Genomic DNA, 16,878 nt, shown 5'->3' on the forward strand with positions numbered 1-16,878 from the left:
AGCACGCCGACCGCGGCGCCGAAGACGGTCTCGACGACGCGGTCGACGACGAGCCGGTCGACCGTCGTCGGACCGCCGCCGAGCCACGACAGGATCAGCGCCATGGGGGTGATGGCCACGACGGCGATGCCGTAGTGGCGCGCGACGAAGAGCTCGGTGACCACCTGGAGGGCCGCGACCCAGACGACGAGGACCCACGGCGACGGGTCGCCGGCGAGGATCGCGGCCGCGACGAGGACGCCCAGCAGGGTGCCGGCGACGCGCTGCGCGGCCCGTCCGACGCGCGCCACCGGCGTCGGACCCACCAGTGGCACGGTCGCGGTGACCGCGGCCCAGTAGGGGTGGCCGAGGCCCGCGGCGAGGGCGAGCGCGCCGGCGGCGAGCGGCGCGGCGGCGTGCACCGCGACGTCGACGACGACCGTGCGGCTCGTGAGCGCCGCGCGGAGGGGCGACGGTGCGGGGGCGGGTACGCGAGGGCGGAGTGACGTGGGCAACCAGCGGCCGACCTGTCCGAGCGCGACCGCGAGCGCAGCGGCGGCGGCGGGCAGGACCGCGGCGGGGACGAGGTCGGACGCGGGGTGCGCGTACGACGACAGCGTCCCGACCGCGAAGACGAGGAACAGGGACGGGACGGGCAACCAGCCGAGGACCCGGGTGAGCACGCAGCCGAGGGCGGAGAACACCGCCATCGTCGCGACGGCCGGGAGCGAGCCGGGCGCGACGACCCCGGCGGCGGTGCCGGCGACGACCGCGGCGACGAGCGCGAGCCCGGTCCCGGCCTGCACGCGCGCGCGGGCGGCGTAGTCGAGCTGCTTGCCGTACACGGAGCACATCGCGCCGAAGGTCGCGAAGGGAGTCCACCCGGGCTGCCCGAGCGCGAGGCACGCCACGAGGGGGATGGTGACGCTGAGGCCCACGCGGAGGGCGGGCCAGTGCGCGTGGCCGTGCGGCCCCACGGTCACGAGCTCGCGGCGCAGGGACGACAGGGCCCGCCGCGCTCGCACCCGTCGGGGAGCGTCGGGAGGTGGCATGAGGCCGCCACTCGACGAACGTCGGGGGTCGGGTGCGCGACGGTCGGCGGAGGGTGAGGGCGCGAGGGACGCCGGTGGTCCGGGACGCCCGCCGGTCGGCGATATGATGGATCCATCAGATCATCAACCGATGGGACGCCCGTGCCTTCCTCGCCGCCGCTCAACGAGGTCAAGGCGAACCTCTTCAAGGGCCTGGCGCACCCGGTGCGCATCCGCATCCTCGAGCTCCTCGCGGCAGGGGACGACGTCCCGGTCTCGACGCTCATCGCCGAGACCGGGCTGGAGGCGTCGCACCTCTCGCAGCACCTCGCGGTCCTGCGCCGGTACCACCTCGTGGAGTCCGCGCGACGCGGCAGCGCCGTCGACTACCGCCTCGCGTCCGCGCACGTCGCCGAGCTGCTGCGCGTCGCGCGCGAGCTCCTCGGCGAGATCTTGCGCTCGACCCAGGACCAGCTCGCGGCGGTCGCCGACGAGGCCGCGCCCACGACGGCCCCGCGGTGACCGCCGGCTCCGGCCTCCGGACCCTGCTCCCGGGACGGCACGACTACGCGGCCCTGCGCACGTCCTGGCGGGCCGACCTCCCGGCGGGCGTCACCGTCGGCGTCGTGGCGCTGCCGCTCGCGCTGGCCTTCGGCGTCAGCTCGGGCGCCGGCGCGCAGGCGGGCCTGGTCACGGCGATCGTCGCGGGTCTCGTGGCCGCAGTGCTCGGCGGGTCGCACGTCCAGGTGTCCGGCCCGACCGGCGCGATGGTGGTCGTCCTTGCGCCGATCGTCGCGACGCACGGAGCAGCGGCGGTGCCCGTCGTCGCGCTGCTGGCCGGGGCGCTCGTCGTCGCCGCCGGCGTGCTGCGGCTCGGGCGCCTCGTCGGCATGATCCCGTGGCCGGTGATCGAGGGGTTCACGCTCGGCATCGCGCTCATCATCTTCCTGCAGCAGGTCCCCGCCGCGGTGGGCGTGCCCGCGGCCGGCCACGACGCGAACGCCGCGGTCGCGGCGTTCCAGTCCCTCGGCGAGACGACCCCGCGCGACGCGGTCTGGTCGGCCGGCGTCGTCGCCGTCGTCGTGGCCGTGATGCTGCTCGCTCCGCGGCTCCACCGCGCGGTCCCCGGGTCGCTCGTGGCGATCATCCTCGTCACGGTCGTGACCGGGGTGGCGCACCTGCCCGTCGCGACGATCGGCGCGCTCCCGGCGGGGCTTCCCGCGCCCGCGTGGCCCACGGTCGACCTCACGACGCTCGCCGGGCTCGGCGGCCCGGCCGTGACGGTCGCCGCCCTCGCGGCCATCGAGTCGCTGCTGTCGGCCCGCGTGGCCGCGTCGCACACGAGCACGGGACCGTACGACGCCGACCGCGAGCTCGTCGGCCAAGGCCTCGCCTCGGTCGCGTCAGGGCTGTTCGGCGGGATGCCCGCGACGGGCGCGATCGCCCGCACGGCGGTCAACGTCAGCTCGGGCGGCCGCACGCGCGTCGCTGCGGTCGTGCACGCGCTCGTCCTGCTCGTGGTCGTCGGCAGCCTGAGCGGGGTCGTGGCGCACGTGCCGCTGCCCGCGCTCGCCGGGGTCCTCATGGTGACGGCGGTGCGCATGGTCTCGGTGCGCGGCGTGCGCCTCGTCGTCCGGTCGACGCGTGCGGCAGCCGTGCTGTTCACGCTGACGGCCGTCGTGACGGTCTCGGTCGACCTCGTCTACGCCGTCGGCGCCGGGATCGTCGTCGCCGCCGCGCTCAGCCTGCGCGCGATGGCGCGCGCCGCCGGCGTGCACCGGGAGGAGCTGCCCGGACCACCCGTCGCCGGCGACGAGCGGATCGCGCTGTTCCGCGTCGAGGGTGCGTTGTTCTTCGCGGCCGCGGAGCGCGTGCTGGAGCGGGTGGCGGCGATCGACGGCGTGGGCGTCGTCGTCCTGCGCCTGTCGCAGGTGCAGCTCCTCGACGCGACCGGCGCGCAGGTCCTCGGTGAGCTGGTGGCCGGGTTGCACCGCCGCGGCGTGACCGTCCTCATCAAGGGGCTCCAGCCGGACCACCTCGGCCTCGCGCGCCGCGTCGGGGTGCTCGACCCGCTCGGCGACGACCAGGTGTTCGCGCACCTGCACGACGCGGTCGCGCACGCTCGCCGGGTGGTGGCGCTCGACACCCGGCCCGTCTCCGCCGCCGGCACGCCCGCCGCCTGACGAAAGCGCGCGGGCGGGCGGGCGCTCCTGCGCCGACGGGCGCGCACGGCTGACGAGCCGCGCGCCGTCATGCGCGCGACCCGGGCTCCACGACGGTGGCGCGCGCCGCGAGCGCGTCCCGCTTCTTGGGCCGGGCGAACCGGGCCGGCAGGTCGGGGCCGTCCCACACCTGCACCGCGCGCCAGATCGAGGCGGCGATCGGCACGGCCAGGACGGCGCCGGTGAGCCCGGCGAGCACCGTGCCGGCGGTCAGGGCGAACAGGATGACGAGCGGGTGCAGCTGCAGCGCGCGGCCCATGACGATCGGCTGGAGGAAGTCGCCCTCGACCTGGTTCACCACGACCACGATCGCGACGACGATGAGCGCCTCGACGGGCCCGACCGCCACGAGGGCGACGAGCGCGGAGAGGATCCCGGCGAGCGTCGCGCCGACCAGCGGGATGAACGCGAGCAGGAAGACGAGGACCGACAGCGGGATCACGAGCGGGACGCCCACGATCGCCAGGCCGATGCCGATCGCGACCGCGTCGACCGCCGCGACGATCGCGGTGCCCCGTACGTAGCCGCCGAGCGTGTTCACGGTCGTGACGCCGACGCGCCGGCCGCGCTCGTACCGGTGGCCGTCGAAGGGCCGGAGCAGGAACTCCCAGATCACCGGCCCGTCCTTCAGGAAGAAGAACAGGACGACGACCATGATGAAGAAGCCGGCGACGAAGTCGACGGTCTGCGAGACGCCCGCGACCGCGCCCGCGCTGACCGCGTCGGACTGCAGCAGACCGGTGACCGAGTCGCGCACCGACTGGATCTGCTCCTCGGTGATGTCGAACGGCAGCCCCTCGACGTAGGCCTGGAGCTCGTCGAACCCGTCGAGGGCCTGGTCACGCAGCGCGTCCCACTGGTTCACGACCGCACGCACGACCAGCCAGAGGATGAGCGCCAGCAGCGCGACGAGCGCGACCAGCGCGATCCACGTCGCCGCGAGCGACGGCAGCCCCTTGCGGCGCAGGAACGTGACGAGCGGCGAGATCGCCGCGGCCAGCACGAGCGCGATGAGCACGGGGATGACGACGAGCGTCAGCCGCGTCACCGCGAACACCAGGACGGCGAGAAGCGCGATGATCGCGAGCACCTGCAGCGCGCGCGTCCCGGCGCGTCCGACGCCGTCGGACCAGAGGGCCGACGCACCGCGCACCGGACGGGACGGCGGGAGCTCGTGCCGGTCGGTGTCACGGGTGCCGGGGTGCTTCCGCGAGCGGCGGCCGAACGGTGCCATCGAGGTCCTCCTGGTGTGACGAGAGGGCGGAGCCCTCGACGCTACGGCCCGCGGCCCGCGCCCGCGCGACGGACGTCGAGGTCATCGACGCGTCGCGCGGCGGCCACCGACGACCGCCTGCCCGACGTGTGGCTGTCACCCGTCCGGAGTACGGTGCGCCGCGTCACCGACCGGTGCGAACCGCCACACCCCAGGAGGTCTCCGCCCATGCGCTCCCCCACCCCACGGCGCACCCGCCGACGCGTCGCCGTGGTCACCGCGACCACCGCGCTCGCGCTCGCCCTCGCGACGCCCGCGACCGCGGGCGACACCGCCGACCACGGTCGCGGCCACGACCGCACCTACTCGTTCACCGTCATGGGGACGAGCGACCTGCACGGCAACGCCCTCAACTGGGACTACTTCAAGGACGCCGAGTACGACGACAGCGCGCACAACGACGTGGGCCTCGCGAAGATCTCGACGCTCGTCGACCAGGTGCGGGCCGACCGCGGTGCGCGCAACACGCTGCTCGTCGACGCCGGCGACACGATCCAGGGCACGTCGCTCGCGTACTACTACGCGAAGGTCGAGCCGATCACGGAGGGCGGCGTGCACCCGATGGCCGCGGCGATGAACGCGATCGGGTACGACGCCGCGGCGCTCGGCAACCACGAGTTCAACTACGGCATCCCGCTGCTGCGCACGTTCCAGCGGCAGCTCGACTTCCCGCTTCTCGGTGCGAACGCGACCTCGGTGCGCACCGGGAAGCCCGCGTTCGCGCCCTACGTCATCGAGACCCTGCACCCCCGGGGCGGCAAGCCCGTGCGGGTCGGCATCCTCGGCCTGACCAACCCGGGCATCGCGATCTGGGACAGGGCGAACGTCGAGGGCCAGATGCAGTTCGGCGGGCTCGTCGAGGCCGCGCAGCGCTACGTCCCGGAGATGCGCCGCAAGGGGGCGGACGTCGTCATCGTGTCCGCGCACTCGGGCGCGGACACGTCGTCGTCCTACGGTGACGCCCTGCCGTTCCCGGAGAACGCCGCGACGCTGGTCGCGCAGCAGGTCCCGGGCATCGACGCGATCCTCGTCGGGCACGCGCACCAGGAGATCCCCGAGCGGGTCGTCACCAACACCGCCACGGGCGAGCCGGTCGTGCTGTCCGAGCCGCTGCGCTGGGGCATGCGCCTGTCGACCTTCGACATCGACCTCACGTTCCACCGCGGGACGTGGACGGTCGACGGCGTCGAGGCGGAAGTGCTCAACGCGAACACCGTCCCGGAGGACCCCGAGATCGTCGACCTCCTCGCCGACGAGCACGCGACCGTCGTCGACTACGTCAACAGCGTGATCGGCACGTCCACCGAGGCCATGTCCGCGGCGACCGCCCGCTACGAGGACACCGCGGCCCTCGACTTCATCAACCACGTCCAGGCGCAGGCCGTGCAGGCCGAGCTGACGGGGTCCGACGCCGACCTCCCGGTGCTGTCGATCGCGGCGCCGTTCAACCGCGAGGCCGCGATCCCCGCCGGGGAGGTGTCGGTCCGCGACGTCGCGGGGTTGTACATCTACGACAACACGCTCATGGGCATCCGGCTCACGGGCGCGCAGGTCAAGGCGTACCTCGAGAAGTCGGCGGAGTACTTCAAGCCCGTCACCGCCGCGGGCACGTACGCGTCCGCGGACCTGACCAACGCCCCGACGGCCACGGCACCCAACGGGACGCCCGACTACAACGACGACGTCATGCGCGGGCTGGACGCGCCGCTCACGTACGACATCGACCTCGGGCAGCCCGTGGGCAGCCGCATCACCGGGCTCGCGTACGACGGCGCCCCCGTCGCCGACGGTCAGGAGTTCGTGGTCGCGATCAACAACTACCGGCAGTCCGGCGGCGGCAGCTTCCCGGGGGTCACGAGCGCACCCGTGCTCGTGAACCGCCAGGCCGAGATCCGCCAGCTGCTCATCGACTGGGTCACCGAGCAGCAGGTCATCGACCCGGCGACGTTCAGCGCCACCAACCCCGACTGGCGGCTCACCTTCGGGGGGCAGCCGCTCACCGTCACGCCGTGACCTCGAGCGGGTGCGGTCGCTCCGCTGCGACCGCACCCGCCACCGTCGCGAAGGCCCCATCGGTACAGTGCTGAGGAGCGCCTGTCGGAGGGAGGCGACCGTGCGAGCGCACGGCGTCGGGACACCACGAGTGCCAGCAGGCGACCGGGTGCGCGCACCGCACGGCCCGCGTCGCCCGGGCGTCGGCGCGCCGGCCGCGCCGCTGACGGCCGACGCGCTCGTCGCGCTGCAGCGGAGCGCGGGCAACCGGGTCGCCCGCCAGGCCGTGCGCCGTCAGCCCGGCCCGCGCGTGCGTGTCCCGGTCGTGCAGCGCGCCGCCTACGGGCTCGACCTCCCGACGAGCCAGGCCGCCTACGTCGACCAGGCGGCGCAGCTCTACCGGTCGACGAAGGAACTGCCGATCGACGAGTTCGTGAAGGCGGTCATGACGACGATCGCGGGCGAGCTCAAGGCCGCGGGCGTGCCGCTGTTCGCCTGGGCGCTCGTGACCGACGCGGGGGCCGCCGGCTCGTTCGACTCCGAGCACTGGAAGGTGAAGATCAACACCGCGAGCTTCACCGCCGGCGACACACCGCCGCGCGTGCTCGGCGACCTGGACCGGAAGGAGGTCACGGAGGTCGTCGGCACGCTCTACCACGAGTCGCGGCACGCCGACCAGGACGTCGTCGTCCTCCGCTCGCTGCTCGCCCAGAAGCAGACCCCCGCGCAGATCCACGCGACGACGAAGATCCCGGTGGCGGTCGTCGAGGCGGTCCGCGCCACGACCTACGCCAAGCCCCTGGACGCCGACCAGGTGGCGCACGCCGAGCGCATGTTCGACGTCATGTACGGCAAGCACAAGGAGCTGCTCACGCTGCTCATGCAGCACTCCGACGCGTTCACCGGTCTCGACACGCTCGCCCAGCCGGGTTCCGTGCTCGCCGACGGCGCCCCGCACGTCGCCGTCTTCACGACGTGGCAGACCGACGTGCTCCGGCCGAAGCTCACGGCGATGGCGGCCGCGAAGCGCCCGACGACGACCGAGAAGACGCTGCGCGAGCGGCTGCAGGCGATCGACACCGCGATCGCCCGGCTGTCCGCGGCCTGGACGAAGGTCACCCGGGCGAAACGGCCTGTGGCGTCGGACACCTCGGCGGTCCGGACGCAGGCCGGGAAGCTCCGCGACGCGGTCCTCGCCGCCTACCGGGGCCTCGAGGGCGAGGCCGACGCGTTCCGGGTCGAGGCGCAGGTCAAGGCGGCGTTCGCCACGAAGCTCGCGAAGCGGTGACCGCCGCCCGCCGCCGCGCGGCGCGCTCGCCGGCCCGTCCACGCGCTCCTCGGGACCTGCGGACGGTCGCGTGTCCGCCATCCGACCGTCCTTGACAGCATGCGGACGCCGTTCTCACACTCGAACCATGTCCGTCGTCCGGCCCCTGTCCGAGAACCCGCGTGCCGCGGGCGCCTCCGACGTGCTGCCGACGATCCGGTGTCTGTGTCGAATGTGTCGCTGACGACCTCGTCGCCAGCCGGTCCGCGTCGTCCCCGCAGGTGTCCTGCCTGGTCCGAGGGTGCGGACCCACGCGTCGACCGCACGCACCGCCGCTCCCTCGCCCGGGCCGCACGCCCGTGAGCGCGGAGCAGCACCCGACACCGCCCCACCGGACACCCCGGAGCCTCCCGTGCCTCAGCCCACCACCCGCGTCGACGTCCTGCCCATCCAGGAGGTCGTCGCCACCGCCTCCCCGACCGCCTGGCGCGACGGCATCGTCGTCGTGCAGGGCGACGCGCTCGTGACGGTCGCCCTGCTCGACGGCGGCACCCGCACCCTGACGACGCGTGCGACGCCCGAGCCCGGCGAGCCCGTCGCCGTGCACCCGGTCGCCGAGCTGCTCGCCGTCGGCGGCGTCTGGTTCGCGGCGCGGCCGACGGACGACGTCCGCTCCTGAGTCCGTCAGGCCGGCCGCGCTGCCCGTCGGGCCGGCCGCGCTCGCCTCAGGACGTGCTCATCGACCCCATCGCCGTGCGGCACGCGTCGACCATGGCACGGCACGCCGCGGCGCAGATGCGGCAGTGCTCGGACATCTCGGCGTGCATGTCGCACTCGGCCGCGCAGGCCTCGCCCATCGCGACGCACGCGGCCATCATCGACGTCATGACACCCATGTCGTAGCCCGCGGGCCGCATCATCATGCGCATCGTCGTGGTGGCGACGTCGCACGTGCTGGCGCACATGGACGCACATCGCCCCATGCCCTCGCCGCCGTCGGCGTCCGCGCACATCGTCGCCGCCATCGCCGCCGCGGAGCACGCCTCGATGCACGGCTGCATCGCGGTCATGTCCATGCCGGTCGTCTGCGTCGGCATGGACTTCATCATGTCGGCCATCATGCTCATCGCTCGTCCGCCCTCTCGCTCGTGTGCGCGCTGACCCTCGCGACGCTACGCCGGGCGGGTGGACGCGACCAGACCCGGGCACCGGGTCGGACGTCCCGCGGTGTACTTCACTGGTGAAGTACTTTGACGGCATGGTCGACGCACACGTCCCGCCCCTCACCGCGCAGGAGGAGCAGCTGCTGCGCGCGCTCGCGCGTGCGGTCGTCCGCGTCCCGCGCGCGTTCGAGCAGGACCTCGGCCGGGCCGTCGGGCTGCGCACCACCGAGTACTTCACGCTGCTGCACCTCAGCGAGGCGCCCGACGGGCTGCGGATGGGCGAGCTCGCCGTCGAGTCCGGCCTGTCGCTGGCCGGCGTCACGCGCGTCGTCACCGCGCTCGAACGCCGCGGTCTCGTGGTACGGCGCCCCAGCACCGCGGACGGTCGCGGCTCCGAGGCGGTCCTCACCGATCCCGGGCGCGCACTCCTGGCCGAGGCGCGGCCGGCCCAGGTCGCGAGCGCGCGTCGACGCGTGCTCGACCGGGTCGAGGGGCTCGACCTGCAGCCCTGCCTCGACCTGCTCACCCGCATCGGCCGAGACTGACACGTGGAACGGGACACCATGACGACCGAGACCACCGAGTACGCCCGCTTCGGCCCCTGGGTCGACGAGGTGACGACGCCCGACGACGTGCCGCGGCTGTACCGCGACCACCCCATCGACCTCACGTCGACCCGGCTGGTCCTCAAGGTGCCGCGCAACATCGCGCGACGCGACGCGGACCCCGGCATGGACCTGTACGACCACCTGCTCGTCCTCGACGACGCGCGCCTCACCGCGCTGAGCCGGACGGTCACGACCTCGCGGCGGGGTGCACCGGCCCCCACGCGCCCCTACGACGTGCGGGAGATCGCGCTCCGTGACGTCGCCGCCGTGCACGACGTCGTGAGCATGCTCGACGCGAGCCTCACCCTCCACCCGCGGACGGGCCGACCGCTGACGGTCAGGTACAACGGCTCGTCCCGGCAGACCGTCGACCGACTGGTCGACGCGCTCCGCGACTCGTTCGGGGCCGCACCCGCCGGATCGGTCGGCCGCCGCCTCCTCGACGCCGCCCACCTCACCGCCGCTCCCCCGCAGGACGTCCGCCTCGGCGGCGACGACACCGCCCTGCGCGCGGACGTCCTCGCGGTGGCGCGCCGGCACGCGCAGCTGCGCGCGTGGGCGTGGCACGAGCGTCGCGTCGTGCACCGGTACGGCCACGGGCTGCGGGCGGCCGCGCACCGGGTGACGCACGCGGTCTCCCCGATGACGCTGCACGGGGCCGTCGTCGCGGGCGACGACCGGGCCCTCGAGGTGGTCGGGCGTCGCGCGTGGCTCGTGCGCGGCCGGACTCCTGACCACTCGGCGTCCCGGCTCGTCGTCGGCCTGGCGACGATCGACAACGTCACCGCGCAACCGCACCCTGCGTACCAGGACACCGCCACGGTCACGATCCGGGCCGGGGACTGCGCGCTCGCCGCCGACCTGCCGGACAAGTCGGCGGCGCACGTGCTGCTGTCCGGCGTCGCTGACCGTCACCCGGCCGTGGGGTGAGCACCTGACGGGCCGTGACATACGGTGAGGCCGTGAACGCGCACCCGTCGGCCCGCGAGCGTGCGGTGGTGCGGCATGCGACGGCGGCCGACGCCGGTGCGGCAGGGCGGGCGCCCATGCTCGCGCGGGTCACCGCCGAGCTCGCCTCGACCATGGACGCCGACGTCGCGGCCGACCGCCTCGCCCAGCTCCTCGTGCCGGCCCTCGCGGACTGGTGCGTCGTCACCCTCGTGGACGACGAGGAACCGCGGCCGGGACGTCGGCGCCTGCGCGACATCGCGACGTGGCACACCGACCCCGCGCTGCGCGCGGTCGTGGCCGAGTACGCCGCCGCGCGGATCGGCGCGATGTCCGAGCACGCGTTCCTCCTCGACTCGATCCGGCGCGGCGAGCTGGTCGAGGTCCGCACGGGCGCCGCCGACGCGCTCAAGGGCGTGCTGCGCCCCGGTCGGGTGCACGGGCTGGTCGACACGCTCGCCCCGACGTGGCTCGTGGTGCTGCCGCTCGTGCGGGCGGGCCGCACGATCGGTGCGCTGTCGATGTTCGGCGCGGCACGCGACGCACTCGGGCACGACGAGCTCACCACGCTGCGCCAGGTGACCGCAGCGGCCGCGCTCGCGCTCGACAACGCGCGCCGCTTCCGGCAGCAGCGTGACGTCGCCGAGGCGCTGCAGCGCGCGCTGCTCACCGAGCCCGTCGAGCCCGACGACCTCGAGGTCGTCGTCCGGTACCGGCCCGCCGGCGAGTCGACGCACGTCGGCGGCGACTGGTACGACGCCTTCCTGCAGCCCGACGGAGCGACGATGTTCGTCATCGGCGACGTCGCGGGGCACGACATCGAGGCGGCGTCCGTGATGGGACAGCTGCGCTCGATGCTCCGCGCGATCGCCGTCACGACCAAGGACGGTCCCGCGGGCGTCCTGGCCCAGCTCGACGCGGCGATGCGCACGTTGCGGATCGGGACGCCCGCGACCGTCGTCGTCGCCCGCCTCGAGCAGACCCCCGAGGAGCGCAAGCGTGGCGTGACCCGCATCCGGTGGTCGTCGGCCGGCCACCTGCCGCCGATGGTCGTGGCGTCCGACGGGTCGGTCGTCGTGCTCGAGGCGCGCGACCACGGACCACTCCTGGGCATCGTCCCGGACAGCCCTCGCAACGAGAGCGAGGTCGTCGTCGAGCGCGGCTCGACCCTCCTGATGTACACGGACGGGCTCATCGAACGGCGCGACCGCGACCTGCGCGCCGGGCTCGCGGAGCTGCGCCGGACGCTCGAGAGGGTCGGTGACGAGCCGCTCGAGTCGCTGACCGACGCCCTGGTCGCCGAGCTCCCCGCCGACGCCGGCGAGGACGACGTCGCGCTCGTCGCCGTGCGGCTGCACCCGCAGGACGTCCGCGCGCCGCACGACGACGACGGCGTGCCCGACGACCTCGCCGCCCGAGCGCAGGTCACGGTCGCGCCCGACGCGGCCTCCTGACCTCCGCGTGGCCGCCCCGGACGAGGGCACGCTCGAGGTGCCGGGGTCACCGACCGGCCCTACATTCCGTGCCATGACCCAGACGACGCTCGCACCTGCACCGTCACAGCTCCGTGTCCCGTCGCGCGGTCGCCTCACGGGCGTCCGGGTCCGTGACTTCCGCCGCGGCGCGTGGACCGGTCCCACCGACCGCATCAGCCGCGCCGACGTCCTGCTGCAGCGCACCCCCGACGGGGACGTCGCGGTGCTCTCCCGCACGGGTGCGCTGCTCGGCCTCCTGCCGACCTCGTGGGTCCGGTCGGTCGACTTCGACCTGTGGACCGCGGAGCGCCGCGGTGCAACGGCCGTCGCGCAGGCCTACCTGGGCGGCTCGCGCGAGGAGTCGGACCTCTTCGTGCTGCTCGGGTGGACGGGCCGCTGACCCACCGGCTCCCGCGACGGGCGTGGTGGCGGCCACCGCTGCGCCGGTCGTCGCCGCGCTGCGACCCACCGCCCACCCCTCGGGACGCGCTCCCGGCCGGACCCTCCTAGCCTGAGGACGGGTCCAGCTCCGGTGCCGCACACCGCGGGACGGGGGCGGGCCCATGGAGCTGCGGACAGGCGCCGACGGTGGCACCGGGACGCACAGGACGGCGGTCGCCGCACGGCCCGGCCGGGTCGGCGAGCCGCACGACGCGCGCTTCCTCGACGCCGAGTACGTCCTGCCCCTGCGCTGGGAGCGCGACGACGACCTCGCCGACCTCACCGCGTACCTGCGCGACCTCGCACGGCACGTGCCCGTCACGGTCGTCGACGGCTCGCCGCCCGCGCGGTTCGCGGCGCACGCCGCCGCCTGGGGCACGACCGTCCGGCACGTGCGGCCCGCGCCGTGGCCGGGCGCGAACGGCAAGGTCGGCGGCGTCATGACGGGCGTCCGCCTCGCGCGCGCCGACGCCGTCGTGATCGCGGACGACGACGTCCGCTGGACCCCCGCGCAGCTGCGCACGGCCGTCGGGATGCTCGCCGACGCCGACGTCGTGCGCGTGCAGAACGTGTTCCGGCCGCTCCCCTGGCACGCGCGATGGGACACCGCGCGCACGCTGGTGAACCGCGGCCTCGGCGAGGACTTCCCGGGGACGCTCGTCGTCCGCCGCACGACTCTGCTGCGCGCGGGCGGGTACGCGGGCGACGTGCTGTTCGAGAACCTCGAGCTGCTGCGCACGATCCGCGCGGTCGGCGGGACCGAGCGGCGCGCCCCCGGGCTGTTCGTCGCGCGACGCCCGCCGTCGGCGCGGTACTTCTGGTCGCAGCGGGTCCGGCAGGCGTACGACAGCCTTGCGCAGCCGTCGCGCCTCGTCGCCGAGGCCGCCGTGCTCCCCGTGCTGGCGTGGTCGGCGCTCCGCCACCGGCCCGGCCCGGCGGTCGTCCTGGGCGCAGCCGCCGTGCTCGTCGCGTGGCGCGGGCGCGAGCGGGCCGGCGGCGCCGCCGTCTTCCCCGCGACGTCCGCCGCGCTCGCCCCCGTGTGGGTGCTCGAGCGAGCCGTCTGCTCGTGGCTCGCACTCGGTCGCCGCGTCACGGGAGGGATGCCCTACCGGGGGCGGCGGCTCGTCCGCGCGGCGTCGCGGCCCCGTGACCTGCGACGACGCTGCACGCTGTGAGAGCGGGCGCCGGCGGGCGCGCGGCCGCGGCGTCGTCCGAATGGCGGCGGTCGCGAGGCTGGCCTAGCGTCGAAACGTCGGGCGGCGCAGAACCGTCCGGCAGACCGTCCCCCGGGGCAGGACACGCACCCAGGTCGCGGCACGAGTCCCTCCGTCGAGCGCACGAGCGCCGGCAGCCCGTGCCCACGACGGTCCATCCGCGGCAAGAAGGTTCGCACTCCGTCGACTCCTCGACCTGTGCGCGAGCCGCGCCACGTCGAGGTCGCACCCACCGATCCCGAGACGAGGCGCATGATGGCTGACCCGTACACCAGCACCAACCCGGGCGGGAGCACCGCCCCCACCGGCGGGAGCACGACGTCCGGCACCGCACCGACCGGCGGCAGCACCGCCTACCCGAGCGGGACGACGTCCGGCACGACGTCCGAGCCCACCTACGGCAGCACCGGGACGACGTCGGGCACCACCGGCGGCTCCGGCTACGGCGGCTCGGGCGGCTCCGGCGGCTCGCCGTCCGGTGGCTCGACGTCGAGCACCGCCGACAGCGCCCGCGAGCAGGCGCAGCACCTCAAGGAGTCCGCGACCGAGGCGGGCGGCCAGCTGCTGGGCGAGGCCAAGGAGGAGGCCCGCGCCGTCGGGCAGGAGGCACGCCGCCAGCTCGGCGACCTGTGGCACCAGGCCCGCGGCGAGGTGGCCGACCAGGCCGGGACGCAGCAGCGCCGCCTCGCGGGCGGTCTCTCCACGACCGGCCAGCAGCTCACGCAGATGGCGTCGTCCTCGCAGGAGCAGTCCTTCGCGACCGACCTGGTGCGTGCCGTGGGCGAGCGCGTCGGGGACGTCGGGCAGTGGCTCGAGGGGCACGGTCCCGACGAGCTGCTCGACGAGGTCCGTCGGTTCGCCCGCCGTCGGCCGGGCACCTTCCTGCTCGTCGCCGCCGGTGCGGGCATCGTCCTGGGCAGGCTCACGCGCGGCCTGAAGGACGCGTCGTCGGACGACTCGTCCGCCACCACCTCGCGTGGCGCCACGTCGGGCACCTACCCGACCCGGGTGAGCGCCGTGCCGGAGCGCACGACGGTCGCGTACGAGCCGCCGGCGGTGGTCGTCCCGCCGACGTCGACGTCCACGACGACCACGTCCGACCCGCTGTCGGGTGGGCTCCGATGAGCGAGACCGGCGCCGCTCCCCCGCAGCCGTCGGTCGGAGAGCTCGTCGGCGAGATCTCGCGCGACCTGTCGACGCTGATGCGACAGGAGGTCGAGCTCGCGAAGGCCGAGGCGCGCCAGGCCGTGCAGCACGCCGCGAAGAGCGGGTCGATGTTCGCCGGTGCAGGGGTCGCGGGGCACTTCGTCCTGCTGTTCCTGTCGATCGCGCTCTGGTGGGCGCTCGGTGACGCGATCGGCCACGGCTGGTCCGCGGTCGTGGTCGCCGTGATCTGGGCGGTCGTCGCCGCCGTGCTCTTCGCACGCGGACGCGCCGAGTCCAAGCGCGTCGAGGGGCTGCCCCGCACGACCGACACCGTCAGCAAGATCCCGAACGCCCTGCGAGGCCAGGAGGAGAAGAACGCATGAGCACCGACCCTGAGCAGATCCGTGAGGACATCGAGCGCACGCGTGCGGAGCTCAGCTCCGACGTGGACGCGCTGACCGACAAGGTCAGCCCGAGCCAGGTCGTCCACCGGCAGACCGAGAAGGTCCGCACGGCGGTGGGCGGCGTGAAGGACCGCGTCATGGGCAGCACCTCGGACGCCGCCGGCTCCGCGAGCCAGGCCGCGCACGACGTGCGGGACCGTGCGTCCGGCATGGTGTCGTCCGTCGGCGACACGGCCGGCCACCTCCCCCAGGCCGCGAAGGAGAAGGCGCAGGGCAACCCGCTCGCCGCGGGCCTGGTGGCCTTCGGCATTGGGTGGCTCGTCTCGTCGCTGATGCCGGCGAGCCGCAAGGAGCAGGAGCTCGCCCGCACCGCCAAGGAGCAGGCCGCCCCGCTCGTCGAGGGCGCCAAGGGCGTCGCGCAGGACGTCGCGGGCAACCTGAAGGAGACCGCGCAGGAAGCCGCGACCGCGGTCAAGGACCGGGCGACCGAGGCCGGCCAGACGCTGCGCCAGGACGGCCAGGACGCGGCGGCGGACCTGAAGTCGCAGGCGGGCGGCGCGACCCAGGACGTGCGCGGCGCGCACGCCGAGGGTTCGCCGACGTCCGGCACGGGCGTCTGACGGACGCGGGCGGCGGGTTCTCCCCGGCCCCGCCGCCCGTCGCCGGCCTGGCGCCGATCGTCGGGCGGGTCGAGCTGAGCAACGCCCGCGGGCCGAGTCCGGTCCGCTCCACCGAGGAGGTCGACCGTGTACCTGCACGTCCAGAGACTCATCAACGAGATCGAAGCCGACGAGCCTGACCCGGCCGCCGCGAACGCGCTCCAGGAAGGTCTGGGCGGTCAGTTCGGCGAGATGCGGACGATGATGCAGTACCTGTTCCAGAGCATCAACTTCCGCGGACCCGCCGGGAAGCCGTACCGCGACCTGCTCCAGGGCATCGGGACGGAGGAGATCAGCCACGTCGAGCTCATCGGGACGACCATCGCGCGCCTCCTCGACGGCTCTCCCCGCTACAACGGCAAGAAGACGGACCCGCTCGACCAGCCGGGCAGCGGTGGTGACACGCCCCTGCGTCTCGCGCTCGACGAGAGCAACATCCACCACTACCTCGTCGCGGCGCAGGGCGCGTTGCCCGTCGACGCCGCGGGCAACCCGTGGAGCGGGTCCTACGTCTACAACTCGGGCAACCTGGTGCTCGACCTGCTCTACAACCTCATGCTCGAGTCGACGGGTCGGCTGCAGAAGTGCCGCATCTACGAGATGACGGCGAACAAGACGGCGCGCTCGACGATCTCGTACCTCATCGTGCGGGACCAGGCGCACGAGAACGCGTACGCGCGTGCGCTCGAGACGCTCGGCGTCGACTGGGCCAAGGTGCTGCCGATCCCGAAGACGAACGCGGAGAAGTTCCCCGAGGTCAAGAAGCTGCTCGACCTGGGACTGCAGAGCAAGCAGTACTCGTTCGACCTGACCGCGGCCTCGGAGGCCGGTCGCATCTTCCAGGGCATGTCGCCGTCGAAGGACGGCACGACCCTCGACGCGTCCGAGCAGGCGCCCGCGGGGGTGCCGTCGACGATCGCCGAGGAGCGGTTCGAGGAGTTCTCGCCGGGTCTCGACCCGGAGCTCCTCGCGCTCATCCAGGCGACCGCGGACATCGAGATGGCCGAGGTGCAGCCGCTGTACGGGCCGGTGCCCCCCGCGGGCGGCTGAGCCAGG

Annotated in this window: 17 protein-coding genes and 1 pseudogene; 15 read left to right on the forward strand and 3 right to left on the reverse strand. The window is 74.5% G+C overall.

Translation table 11 applies throughout. The features are described from left to right. Positions 1-56 precede the first annotated feature (56 nt). Positions 57-689: pseudogene (locus tag GXP71_RS20645) on the reverse strand (FUSC family protein); the annotation flags it as partial. Between GXP71_RS20645 and GXP71_RS20310 the strand changes: the two are divergent. The 3 genes from GXP71_RS20310 (at position 655) to GXP71_RS07215 (ending at position 3,193) form a co-directional block, all read left to right on the forward strand. Beyond that, positions 655-804 (forward strand): hypothetical protein, encoded by a 150-nt coding sequence (locus GXP71_RS20310; protein ID WP_238402672.1) that lies wholly within the window; start codon positions 655-657, stop codon positions 802-804. The pseudogene GXP71_RS20645 and the gene GXP71_RS20310 overlap by 35 nt on opposite strands. A gap of 368 nt (positions 805-1,172) precedes the next feature. After that, positions 1,173-1,532 carry a helix-turn-helix transcriptional regulator gene (locus tag GXP71_RS07210; protein ID WP_162352100.1) on the forward strand — a complete coding sequence of 120 codons (360 nt, stop codon included), beginning with the start codon at positions 1,173-1,175 and terminating at the stop codon, positions 1,530-1,532. Then, positions 1,529-3,193 (forward strand): SulP family inorganic anion transporter, encoded by a 1,665-nt coding sequence (locus GXP71_RS07215; protein ID WP_162352101.1) that lies wholly within the window; start codon positions 1,529-1,531, stop codon positions 3,191-3,193. The genes GXP71_RS07210 and GXP71_RS07215 overlap by 4 nt, the downstream gene beginning before the upstream one ends. Positions 3,194-3,260: 67 nt before the next feature. Here GXP71_RS07215 and GXP71_RS07220 read toward each other — a convergent pair whose 3' ends face one another. Continuing rightward, a complete protein-coding gene (locus GXP71_RS07220; protein WP_162352102.1) occupies positions 3,261-4,466 on the reverse strand; it encodes an AI-2E family transporter in 1,206 nt (401 codons plus the stop codon). Positions 4,467-4,673: 207 nt separating this feature from the next. Between GXP71_RS07220 and GXP71_RS07225 the strand changes: the two genes are divergently transcribed. The 3 genes from GXP71_RS07225 to GXP71_RS07235 all read left to right on the forward strand — a co-directional run bounded on the left by GXP71_RS07225 (position 4,674) and on the right by GXP71_RS07235 (position 8,443). Continuing rightward, positions 4,674-6,518, forward strand: coding sequence for a bifunctional UDP-sugar hydrolase/5'-nucleotidase (locus tag GXP71_RS07225; protein WP_162352103.1), 1,845 nt, complete (start codon positions 4,674-4,676; stop codon positions 6,516-6,518). A gap of 148 nt (positions 6,519-6,666) precedes the next feature. Then, positions 6,667-7,785 (forward strand): hypothetical protein, encoded by a 1,119-nt coding sequence (locus GXP71_RS07230; RefSeq protein WP_162352104.1) that lies wholly within the window; start codon positions 6,667-6,669, stop codon positions 7,783-7,785. Between the two features lie 391 nt (positions 7,786-8,176). Beyond that, positions 8,177-8,443, forward strand: a complete 267-nt coding sequence (locus tag GXP71_RS07235; RefSeq protein ID WP_124342449.1) for a nuclease — start codon at positions 8,177-8,179, stop codon at positions 8,441-8,443. Between the two features lie 46 nt (positions 8,444-8,489). On the opposite strand, the gene GXP71_RS07240 is transcribed toward GXP71_RS07235, so the two are convergent. Continuing rightward, on the reverse strand, positions 8,490-8,891 hold the full coding sequence (locus tag GXP71_RS07240) for an aldehyde dehydrogenase (protein WP_124342448.1): 402 nt from the start codon (positions 8,889-8,891) through the stop codon (positions 8,490-8,492). A gap of 131 nt (positions 8,892-9,022) precedes the next feature. Between GXP71_RS07240 and GXP71_RS07245 the strand changes: the two genes are divergently transcribed. The 9 genes from GXP71_RS07245 to GXP71_RS07285 all read left to right on the forward strand — a co-directional run bounded on the left by GXP71_RS07245 (position 9,023) and on the right by GXP71_RS07285 (position 16,872). Further along, complete coding sequence (locus GXP71_RS07245; protein ID WP_162352105.1) at positions 9,023-9,472, forward strand: MarR family winged helix-turn-helix transcriptional regulator; 450 nt, start codon at positions 9,023-9,025, stop codon at positions 9,470-9,472. Between the two features lie 18 nt (positions 9,473-9,490). Continuing rightward, positions 9,491-10,465, forward strand: a complete 975-nt coding sequence (locus GXP71_RS07250; RefSeq protein ID WP_162352106.1) for a hypothetical protein — start codon at positions 9,491-9,493, stop codon at positions 10,463-10,465. A gap of 32 nt (positions 10,466-10,497) precedes the next feature. Beyond that, entirely contained in the window at positions 10,498-11,937 is a 1,440-nt protein-coding gene (locus GXP71_RS07255; RefSeq protein ID WP_238402673.1) for a PP2C family protein-serine/threonine phosphatase, read from the forward strand. 73 nt (positions 11,938-12,010) lie between these two features. Beyond that, positions 12,011-12,358 carry a hypothetical protein gene (locus tag GXP71_RS07260; RefSeq protein ID WP_162352107.1) on the forward strand — a complete coding sequence of 116 codons (348 nt, stop codon included), beginning with the start codon at positions 12,011-12,013 and terminating at the stop codon, positions 12,356-12,358. Positions 12,359-12,521: 163 nt separating this feature from the next. Beyond that, on the forward strand, positions 12,522-13,574 hold the full coding sequence (locus GXP71_RS07265; RefSeq protein ID WP_162352108.1) for a glycosyltransferase family 2 protein: 1,053 nt from the start codon (positions 12,522-12,524) through the stop codon (positions 13,572-13,574). A 294-nt stretch (positions 13,575-13,868) separates the two neighbouring features. Beyond that, positions 13,869-14,738 (forward strand): hypothetical protein, encoded by an 870-nt coding sequence (locus GXP71_RS07270; RefSeq protein WP_162352109.1) that lies wholly within the window; start codon positions 13,869-13,871, stop codon positions 14,736-14,738. Beyond that, the gene (locus GXP71_RS07275) at positions 14,735-15,142 is read left to right on the forward strand and encodes a phage holin family protein (RefSeq protein WP_162352110.1); all 408 of its coding nucleotides are present in this window, start codon (positions 14,735-14,737) and stop codon (positions 15,140-15,142) included. Before GXP71_RS07270 ends, GXP71_RS07275 begins: the two co-directional genes overlap by 4 nt. Further along, positions 15,139-15,783, forward strand: coding sequence for a DUF3618 domain-containing protein (locus GXP71_RS07280; protein WP_162352111.1), 645 nt, complete (start codon positions 15,139-15,141; stop codon positions 15,781-15,783). The genes GXP71_RS07275 and GXP71_RS07280 overlap by 4 nt, the downstream gene beginning before the upstream one ends. A gap of 126 nt (positions 15,784-15,909) precedes the next feature. After that, on the forward strand, positions 15,910-16,872 hold the full coding sequence (locus GXP71_RS07285; protein WP_162352112.1) for a manganese catalase family protein: 963 nt from the start codon (positions 15,910-15,912) through the stop codon (positions 16,870-16,872). The last annotated feature ends 6 nt before the right edge of the window (positions 16,873-16,878 follow it).

Origin of the sequence: Cellulomonas sp. H30R-01 (assembly GCF_010119915.1) — a bacterium.
Taxonomy (GTDB): Bacteria; Actinomycetota; Actinomycetes; order Actinomycetales; family Cellulomonadaceae; genus Cellulomonas; species Cellulomonas algicola.